Consider the following 9,160-nt stretch of genomic DNA (forward strand, 5'->3'; position numbering starts at 1 on the left):
CCTGACCTCGTCCAGGACGAGGTCAGGCACCTGAAAATGGGGTGACGCCAGTTACTGCGTTGTCAGGTGTTTGTGCTGCTGACGATTTCCTGTTTTTCTCCTTCCAATAGTTTTTCTTGTTCTACGGGTTATTGCTTGTCGGTTGTCCGGCTTGATCAATGACCGTCAACCTGTGCGAGTCCAGATTGTAGGCAACATAAAGGGCGGCACAGTGTTTCCTGGTCTGCCTTGAGTGTTCAAGCGCACTGGCTTTCAGCAAAGTCTCCGAAACGGCACAAGTGACAAACAGAATCACGTACGTCGTCTTTTCCCGTGGCCTCTGGATGGTTTCCAGCAGCGCTGCAAATTCGATCTCCTTGCTCATCCAGCGTGCATCAACGATGTACAGGTCTTTTACAAGCTCCGGTAACTGAAGTTGATGCTGAACAAGGACGGTGGACTGCAGACCAATCTCCGTTGGCGGGTCCTGTGCACCGCAGGGCCTCCGGGTTGACTGCCGGTCATTCGTCGACGTTTTCAGGGCGTGATTCTCGGGTAACTTCCCGGACGCTTTTTTTTCCGACCGCCCAGCGACATCCATGACTTTCATGAAGTGTTTCCCCTTTTCAAAGTCGGAAGGTGCATACAGTGATCGGTAGTTGAAGTTGAGTGTTGCGAAAAAAAGTAAAAGTAAATAAAACGGAAAGCTGATCAGAAACCAGACATAGAGCTCTTGTTCTTCCTGGTCAAGGAAGGGCAGAGAAACGGCTGCCGAGGTTTCAGAGAGTGTTGCGAATATAGCGATAATTGACATTGGGTTGGTGATTCGTTTTTTATCAAGCTCTGTATTCATGCTGTGTTGTCTTCTCTCGAATGGTTTATAAAGTTAGTTTGATGGGTTTCTGTTGTGTTGTACTTGGTTTTTTGAGTGTTGGTGGTTTTTTAATGATCGCTCAGAAAAAATTATTTGCTGTAAGAGTAATTGGATGCCTGGTGTGTGATATTTCTGGAATGACTGTTTAGTGCGTAAATATCAGTTACGTTTTACCGGGAGAGTAGAGGTTTATCTTTGTCAGGGGGCGTCCGTTCAGGCCGGTTCTCGGAAAATTTTGGTCGTAAATCGATAGAGGTGTCAGCTGGAAAGTGCGACACCATGACGCTGATATGGTTTTCAACTCATTCAGTTCGAGGGATTTTTGTAGGAGGAATCCGTGTTGTTTGTAGGGGATGTCTCTTGGTGCGGGTGGCTGGAAGGGGCGACATGCCATGGGTGAAACGACTAGGCTATTGTGCGGGCTCTGAAAATTCGAACAGCGAAAATTGGACTTGCCCATGAATAAAGTGCTGATCGTGGATGATCACCCCGTCATTCGTCTTGCGGTACGTATGCTAATGGAGCGTCATGGCTACGAAGTTATTGCAGAAACCGATAATGGTGTGGATGCACTGCAACTGGCCCGTGAACTTATGCCGGATATTGTCATTCTGGATATCGGGATCCCGAAGCTGGACGGGTTGGAAGTCATCGCGCGTTTGTCTTCGGCCTCAATGCCGATGAAAGTTCTGATTTTGACTTCCCAGGCGCCGGGGCATTTTTCCATGCGTTGCATGCAATCCGGTGCGGCCGGTTATGTCTGCAAGCAACAAGATCTGACGGAGTTGCTCAGTGCAATAAAGGCTGTGTTGTCGGGTTACAGCTACTTTCCCAATCAAGCCTTGCATACCGTGCGTTGCAGTTTGGGGAACGCCAGTGAGGCCGATATGGTTGATCGATTGTCAGGACGGGAAATGATGGTCCTGCAACAGTTGGCCAGAGGAAAGACCAATAAAGAGATTGCCGATGGAATGTTCCTCAGCAATAAAACAGTCAGTACTTACAAGACCCGCCTGCTGCTCAAGCTGAATGCGAGGTCTCTGGTCGATTTGATCGAGCTGGCACAACGCAATGGTCTGGTGTGAGGAGGTAACTGCTCGACCAGGGGGCGTCTAACGGAGTATGGCACTTAAAAAAAAGCCTCCGTTTCGGGAGGCTTTCAGGTGTCATAAGTCAAAATCGTAATCGGCCAACTGCTTTTGCAGTCGGCGCTCCTCCAGCAGGTTGTCGATGGTGCGGCGTTTGCTCAGATTAGTTTTCGCTACTTCAACCACCGGCTCGGCCTCATCGGTTTCAGTGGTGGTGAAGTCGTCTTCTACGTCCAATTGCTCTTTGCCAGTACTCATTTAATTACTCCAGGCTAAGAAGGCCTTTGGGGCTCCTTATATCGACAATCTCCCGGCGGGTAAAAAAGATTTTTTCAATCGGTAATTAGATAATCCCAATAGCGCCTCAATCGTCGGAGGTTTTGTGCTTGTATTCGCACAAGTCCTCGATCCGGCAGCTTCCGCACCGGGGCTTGCGGGCGAGGCAAACATAGCGGCCGTGAAGGATCAGCCAGTGATGGGAGTCGAGCAGATACTCCTTGGGCACGAATTTCATCAGCTTTTTCTCGACCTCCACCACATTTTTGCCGGGAGCAATGCCAGTCCGGTTGCTGACCCTGAAAATATGCGTGTCGACGGCCATGGTCAGCTGACGGAATGCGGTATTGAGTACCACGTTGGCGGTTTTGCGGCCGACGCCGGGCAGCGCTTCCAGCTCTTCGCGGGTTTGTGGCACTTCACCTGCGTGACGCTCGACCAGCAAACGGCAGGTTTCGATCACGTTTTTCGCCTTGCTGTTGTACAGACCGATGGTCTTGATGTACTCCGACAGCCCCTCGACACCCAGGGCATGGATCGCTGCCGGGGTATTGGCGACCGGAAACAGCCTGGCTGTGGCCTTGTTGACGCCGACATCGGTCGACTGCGCCGAGAGAATCACGGCAATCAGCAGTTCGAACGGTGAGGAATAGGCCAGCTCGGTCTTTGGTTCCGGGTTGTCCTCGTGCAGTCTGCGGAATATTTCCAGACGTTTTGCGGCATTCATGGGCGGTGCGTTTCCTCGACAGCAATCAATGGGTGGGTGTGGGGCGCCAGGCCTGCCAGGCAGCGATCAGCAGTCCGAGCAGAATGAATCCGCCAGGGACCGATGTCGCCAGGCGCAGACCGCCATCGGCCAGCAGCACCCAGCCTTGCCAGTCATTTTGCGTTGCGCCGGACAGCCACGATAGATGGCTTCCAAGTGTTCCGTTGCCGATGAGTTCGCGCAGCAAGGCCAGCCCGATCATCAGCGCGACAAACAGTCCATCGAGTCGCAGGCGTTGGTGCCAGCCGTTCTGAAAGAACCCGGCGTGTTCCAGTACGACGCATTGCAAGGCGATCAAGGCGCCGTAAAACCCCAGATGCTGCTGCCATTGCAGCGACCAGGCCTGTGCCATGAGCTCCGCGCAACTGGTGAGCGTGGCCGCCAGCAGGACGCTGGCCAGCAGGCGGGTCGCCGGGACCAGTCGGGGTCGCAAGGCACCCATGGCCAGACTGAACAACCGGGTCACCGCCATGAACATCAGGCACATGCCAAGTGCGGCCATCAGCGAGTGGGTGGCGCCGATCAGCGGTGTCAGCATCAAGGCGTTGCGCAGAGTCGATGAGTTATCCATGGGCAGGTGTTCCGAGCAGTGGTTGCCGATGTTCATCGAAGTAGCGCAAGGCATCGTGGACAGCATTGATCACTGCTCTTGAGGTGATGGTCGCACCTGCGATCTGATCGAACTGCCCCTGATCCTTTTTCAGCGCCCAGCCGCTGTCACCGGGTTGTGTTCGAGATTTGCCGGAAAAAATCTGCAGCCAGGTATTGGGCCAGTCGGCGATCCGTGCTCCCAGTCCTGGTGTTTCCGACTGCTTGAGGGTTTTGACGCCCAGCAACCTGCCATTGGCGTCGATAGCGATCAGCAGGTCGATGGCTCCGGCGTAGCCAAGGGTTTGACTGCGCAGTAACACCGCGACGGGCTGATCGGCCCGGGTCGCCAGATAACCACCCAGCAAGGTGCTGTTGGTCAGGACGGTTGTTTCGAACTTGATGGGGTGTTCGAGTGGCTGATTGTCGTAGCTGTCTGACGGGATCAGGTCGAGCAGGTTACGGCTGTCGATCAGGCGCTGTTCGGCTGCAATGCGCGGCGCGCTGCCGAGCTGCACGAAGTACGTCACGCCAAGGCCCAGTGCGGCCAAAAGCACCACAAGCGCGATGCTCGATGTCCGGCTCATGGCGCCTCCGGCTGCTGTCTGGCCGCCACGAACCGCTCCAGCGCCGGCACGCACAGGTTCATCAACAACACGGCGAAGGCGATGCCATCCGGATAGCCGCCCCAGGTACGAATCAGATAAGTCAGTAGCCCGACGCCAGCGCCGAACAGCAGTCGCGCGCCAGGGCTTCTGGCGCCGGACACCGGTTCGGTGATGATGAAGAACGCCCCCAGCATGGTCGCGCCGGTCAGCAGATGAAACAGTGGTGAGCCATGAGAGTCCGAGCCCGACCCGTTCCAGCACAGCAGGCTGATGATGAACAGGCTGGCGAGCATGCCGACGGGAGCATGCCAACTGATTACCTTTCGTTGCAGGAGAAACATTCCACCCGCCACAAAGGCCAGGTTCATCCATTCCACCCCCCGGCCGCCAAAGTGGCCAAATGCCAGGTTGCCGGCAAACAGTTCATCCATGGTCAGGCTTTTGTTGATCCGCAGACTGTCCAGCGCCGTGGCCTGCACCCACGCATCCGGCGCATGGCCGACTCCGAACACTTGCTGCAAGCCATTCAGCAGGTCCATGCCCTGGGATGATGGCCAATGGGTCATTGGTTGGGGAAAGGCCACCAGCACCAGGGCAAAACCGAGCATCGCCGGGTTGAAGGGATTCGAGCCGACGCCGCCATACAAGTGCTTGCCGAACACCATCGCAAAAGCGGCAGCACTGAGGGTCAGCCACCATGGGCAATAAGGCGGCAACGCCAGAGCCAGCAATGTGGCACTGACCAGCGCGCTACCGTCACTCAGGGTTGGCTTCAGCGGTCGCTGGCGCCATAACACGACGGCGGCCTCAACGGCCAGTGCAGCAGCGGCCGCGAGAACCAGGTTGATCAACACACCCCAGCCGTACAGCCAGAATGCCGCCAGCATTCCCGGTAGCGTGGCCAGCAGTACCAGCTTCATCGCCTGTTGCAGGCGATCATCCACCGCTTCAAGGGTTGGCATGGGCGTCCACCTGGCGTTCGGCTTCGCCGAGTGCGCGCTCCAGGGCTTCGATTTGTTCCGCCGGTGCTTCGTTGGCCTGAGCCTTCTTGAGTTCGGCGCGGCGCATGGCCAACTGGATCTTGGCCCGTTTCAGATCGGCATCATTCGACGACACAGTGGCGACCGTCGGCGCAGGGGGCTGAGGGGCGGCGCTTTCCAGTTGCGCCAGGTTTTGTTCGGCGGCTTCGAACTGCTGTTGCAAAACGATCAACTGCGATTGCTGTTCGAAGGTCGGTGGATGTCCGAAGGCCTTCAGCGATTTGTGCAACTGCGCCCGACTCATCGCCACATCGATTTTTGCCTTTTTCAGCGCGGCATCGGCATTGGCGGCTTTCTGTGCACGAACACGCTCGAGGGCGGCCTGCACCGGGTCGACTGCCACTTCGGCAGGTTGTGCGGCCCGCTGTCGGGCCTGCCGCTCGGCGACTTTCTGTTGTTCCTCACGCTGCAAGCGGGCATTGCGTTGTTCGAAGCGGCTCCGTGCGTGATCGCGCTTGAGGGTGCGGGCCTGCCTTGCCTGCGGTGTAAGGGCCAGGCCCCCGACAACGGGCAGTACCGTGTTCGGTGGCAGTGGGCGCATCTCGATGCAGTCCACCGGGCACGGCGTCACACAGAGGTCGCAACCGGTGCACTCATCGATGAGCACCGTGTGCATCAGTTTGGCCGCACCGACGATGGCATCGACCGGGCAGGCCTGAATGCACTTGGTGCAACCAATACACTCGGCTTCGCGGATATAGGCAATTTGCGCAGGTGCCGAGCCGCGAGTGATGTCCAGTTCCAGCACCGGCACCTTCAGCAGCTCGGCCAGGGCCGCAATGGTTTCGTTGCCGCCGGGCGGACACTTGTTGATCGCTTCACCGCTGGCAATGCCTTCGGCGTACGGCTTGCACCCGGGGTGGCCGCACTTGCCGCATTGGGTTTGCGGCAAGAGTGCGTCGATGCGTTGAATCAGACTCATGTTTTGATCAGTCCGCTGAATCCGAGAAAGGCCACTGCGATCAGGCCGGCACCAATCAGGGCGATCGGCAAGCCGCGAAAGGGCAGGGGAACATCGTTGTCGGCCGTGCGTTCACGCAAATCAGTGAACAGGCTCAACACCAGCCAGAAGCCCAACCCTGCACCAAGGCTCAAGGCTGAAGCGTGAAAGAAGCCCTTGTCCTCTTGAGCATTGAGCAAGGCCACGCCGAGCACGCCGGCATTGCCCAGCAGCAACGGCCAGAGGCCTTCGAACGGCAGTGTCGAAAACAGCCGCGCCAGCCACTTCAGCAGTGGGCTGATCAGCAGAACGCTCAATGGCAGAAACACAAACAGACGCAGCGCCGTCAATTGCAGCGGCACCAGCAGCCAGTGATAAAGCGCGTAGCCGAGCATGCCCACGACCAGCATCAGGCATGTCGTCGCAATGCCCAAGGCATGGACCTGACGGCGCTGGCCGGCCAACAGCGGATCGACGGCCAACGGCCAGTGCAACACGAGGTTGTTGATCAGGGCGGCGCTGATAAGCGTAAGCAGGATTTCGGTCATTGTTCGTGCCGACAGGAACGGTAGTTTTTGTAGGAGCGAGCTGGCTCGCGATGGACTCAAGAGCGCTGCGTTCAACCTGTGGACACGCATAATCGTTAACGACCATCGCGAGCCAGCTCGCTCCTACAGGAGATGGTCTAAAAAGCTTAGGCATTATCCGGCAAGGCGGGAGGGTGGGCCAGACATGAAAATCCCACAGTCGCGCCAGGCACGACTGTGGGATCGATTTGCCGCAGACCTTACTTGATGCGCTGACCCGGCTTGGCGCCGCTGTCAGGGCTCAGCAGGTAGATTTCTTCACCGCCGGGACCGGCCGCCATCACCATGCCTTCGGAGATGCCGAACTTCATTTTCCGTGGCTTGAGGTTGGCGATCATCATGGTCAGACGACCATTGAGCTTGGACGGGTCCGGGTAGGCGCTCTTGATCCCGGAGAACACATTGCGTTGCTCGTCACCGATGTCCAGGGTCAGGCGCAGCAGCTTGTCGGCGCCTTCCACGTGTTCAGCCTTGACGATCAGCGCGACGCGCAAATCGACTGCCGCGAAGGTGTCGAACTCGATTTCCGGCGACAGCGGATCCTTGGCCAGTTCGCCATTGCCGGCAGGTGCGGCTTCGCCGGTATCGGTCTGGCTGGCGGTCAGGTCTTCTTTCGAAGCGTCGGTCATGGCTTGCACCTTGACCGGGTCGATACGGGTCATCAGCGGCTTGAACTCGTTCAACTGATGGTTGGCGAGCAAGGTCGCGTGGTCGTTCCAGGTCAGCGGCGCGACGTTCAGGAACGCCTCGGCATCGGCGGCCAGCAACGGCAGGACCGGCTTGAGGAATATCACCAGTTGGCGGAACAGGTTGACGCCGGTGGCGCAGATGGCCTGGACTTCATCCTGCTTGCCTTCCTGTTTGTTCAACGACCACGGCGCCTTGTCGGCGATCCAGGCGTTGGCGCGGTCGGCCAGGCCCATGATCTCGCGCATGGCGCGGGCGAAGTCGCGGGCTTCATAGGCGTCGGCAATGCCTGGCGCGGCGGCCAGGAATGCTTCGGTCAACTCGGGCGCGGAGTTGGTGTCGACCATCACGCCCGCATTGCCTTTGTGAATGAACCCGGCGCAACGGCTGGCGATGTTGACGACCTTGCCCACCAGGTCGGAGTTGACCTTCTGCACGAAATCTTCGAGGTTCAGGTCGAGGTCATCGACGCCACGGCCCAGCTTGGCCGCGTAGTAGTAGCGCAGGTATTCCGGCGACAGGTGATCCAGGTAGGTGCGGGCCTTGATGAAGGTGCCGCGGGACTTGGACATCTTCTGGCCGTTGACGGTCAGGTAGCCGTGCACGTTGATCCCGGTCGGCTTGCGGTAGCCGGCGCCTTCGAGCATGGCTGGCCAGAACAGGGCGTGGAAATTGACGATGTCCTTGCCGATGAAGTGGTACAGCTCGGCGGTGGAGTCCTTGCCCCAGAACGCGTCGAAGTCCAGCTCCGGCGTACGGTTGCACAGGTTCTTGAAGCTGGCCATGTAGCCGATCGGCGCATCCAGCCACACGTAGAAGTACTTGCCCGGCTCGTCGGGAATCTCGAAACCGAAGTACGGCGCATCGCGGGAGATGTCCCACTGTTGCAGGCCGGCATCCAGCCATTCGGCGATCTTGTTGGCCACGGCATCCTGCAGGGTGCCGCTGCGGGTCCAGGTCTGCAGCATGGCCTGGAAGTCCGGCAGCTTGAAGAAGAAGTGCTGGGAATCCTTGAGCACCGGGGTGGCGCCGGAGATTGCCGACTTCGGATCCTTCAGGTCGGTTGGCGCGTAGGTTGCGCCGCATTTTTCGCAGTTGTCGCCGTACTGGTCTTCAGTGCCGCATTTCGGGCAGGTGCCCTTGATGAAGCGGTCGGCCAGGAACATCTTCTTTTCCGGGTCGAAATACTGGGTGATCGAGCGTGTGGCGATGTGCCCGGCGTCACGCAGCTTCAGGTAGATCTGGCTCGACAGCTCACGGTTTTCTTCGGCGTGAGTGGAGTGGAAGTTGTCGAAGTCCACGAGGAAGTCGGCAAAGTCGGCGCTGTGTTCAGCCTGGACGTTGGCGATCAGTTGTTCCGGGGTGATGCCTTCTTTTTCCGCGCGCAACATGATCGCCGAACCGTGGGCGTCGTCAGCGCAGACATAGATGCATTGGTTGCCGCGGTGCTTCTGGAAGCGCACCCACATATCGGTCTGGATGTATTCCAGCATATGGCCAAGGTGGATCGAACCATTGGCATAGGGCAGGGCGCTGGTGACGAGGATCTTGCGTGGCTCGGACATGGGGCTCGGCTACTTGATGAAACGGAGGTCGGCCACTATAAAGCGCTGGCGCATATTTTTCACCCTGTGAGCCTGTTTCATTGGATGAGTAACAGCCGTTTATGCAATGTATTACCCATCTGTAGGAGCCGGCTTGCCGGCGATGGCGTACTCAAGTCCGCC

The 9,160-nt window shown here is 57.9% G+C and carries 10 protein-coding genes; 1 reads left to right on the forward strand and 9 read right to left on the reverse strand.

Annotation, left to right across the window (positions count from 1 at the left end; genetic code table 11):
- Nucleotides 1-121: 121 nt before the first annotated feature.
- Complete coding sequence (locus tag ACCD00_RS16535; protein WP_413426111.1) at nucleotides 122-832, reverse strand: hypothetical protein; 711 nt, start codon at nucleotides 830-832, stop codon at nucleotides 122-124.
- 479 nt (nucleotides 833-1,311) lie between these two features.
- On the opposite strand from ACCD00_RS16535, the gene ACCD00_RS16540 reads away from it, so the two are divergent.
- Nucleotides 1,312-1,938 carry a response regulator transcription factor gene (locus ACCD00_RS16540; protein ID WP_056726139.1) on the forward strand — a complete coding sequence of 209 codons (627 nt, stop codon included), beginning with the start codon at nucleotides 1,312-1,314 and terminating at the stop codon, nucleotides 1,936-1,938.
- Nucleotides 1,939-2,019: 81 nt separating this feature from the next.
- Here the strand turns inward: ACCD00_RS16540 and ACCD00_RS16545 are convergent, their stop codons facing one another.
- The 8 genes from ACCD00_RS16545 to metG form a co-directional block, all read right to left on the reverse strand.
- On the reverse strand, nucleotides 2,020-2,199 hold the full coding sequence (locus ACCD00_RS16545) for a PA3496 family putative envelope integrity protein (RefSeq protein WP_413426114.1): 180 nt from the start codon (nucleotides 2,197-2,199) through the stop codon (nucleotides 2,020-2,022).
- Nucleotides 2,200-2,305: 106 nt separating this feature from the next.
- Nucleotides 2,306-2,944 (reverse strand): endonuclease III, encoded by a 639-nt coding sequence (gene nth, locus ACCD00_RS16550; protein WP_007985859.1) that lies wholly within the window; start codon nucleotides 2,942-2,944, stop codon nucleotides 2,306-2,308.
- Between the two features lie 25 nt (nucleotides 2,945-2,969).
- The gene (locus ACCD00_RS16555) at nucleotides 2,970-3,554 is read right to left on the reverse strand and encodes an Rnf-Nqr domain containing protein (protein ID WP_413426116.1); all 585 of its coding nucleotides are present in this window, start codon (nucleotides 3,552-3,554) and stop codon (nucleotides 2,970-2,972) included.
- On the reverse strand, nucleotides 3,547-4,158 hold the full coding sequence (locus ACCD00_RS16560) for an RnfABCDGE type electron transport complex subunit G (protein WP_413426118.1): 612 nt from the start codon (nucleotides 4,156-4,158) through the stop codon (nucleotides 3,547-3,549). The genes ACCD00_RS16555 and ACCD00_RS16560 overlap by 8 nt, the downstream gene beginning before the upstream one ends.
- Nucleotides 4,155-5,141: an RnfABCDGE type electron transport complex subunit D gene (locus tag ACCD00_RS16565; RefSeq protein ID WP_413426120.1), complete on the reverse strand. Its 987-nt coding sequence runs from the start codon at nucleotides 5,139-5,141 to the stop codon at nucleotides 4,155-4,157. The genes ACCD00_RS16560 and ACCD00_RS16565 overlap by 4 nt, the downstream gene beginning before the upstream one ends.
- On the reverse strand, nucleotides 5,128-6,141 hold the full coding sequence (rsxB, locus tag ACCD00_RS16570) for an electron transport complex subunit RsxB (protein WP_413426122.1): 1,014 nt from the start codon (nucleotides 6,139-6,141) through the stop codon (nucleotides 5,128-5,130). Before rsxB ends, ACCD00_RS16565 begins: the two co-directional genes overlap by 14 nt.
- Nucleotides 6,138-6,707, reverse strand: a complete 570-nt coding sequence (locus tag ACCD00_RS16575) for an electron transport complex protein RnfA (RefSeq protein ID WP_413426124.1) — start codon at nucleotides 6,705-6,707, stop codon at nucleotides 6,138-6,140. Before ACCD00_RS16575 ends, rsxB begins: the two co-directional genes overlap by 4 nt.
- 239 nt (nucleotides 6,708-6,946) lie before the next feature.
- Nucleotides 6,947-8,998, reverse strand: coding sequence for a methionine--tRNA ligase (gene metG, locus ACCD00_RS16580; protein ID WP_413426126.1), 2,052 nt, complete (start codon nucleotides 8,996-8,998; stop codon nucleotides 6,947-6,949).
- Nucleotides 8,999-9,160 lie beyond the last annotated feature (162 nt).

It is taken from the genome of Pseudomonas sp. Pseusp3 (genome assembly GCF_047304225.1).
In the GTDB taxonomy this organism is placed as follows: Bacteria; Pseudomonadota; Gammaproteobacteria; order Pseudomonadales; family Pseudomonadaceae; genus Aquipseudomonas; species Aquipseudomonas fluorescens_CD.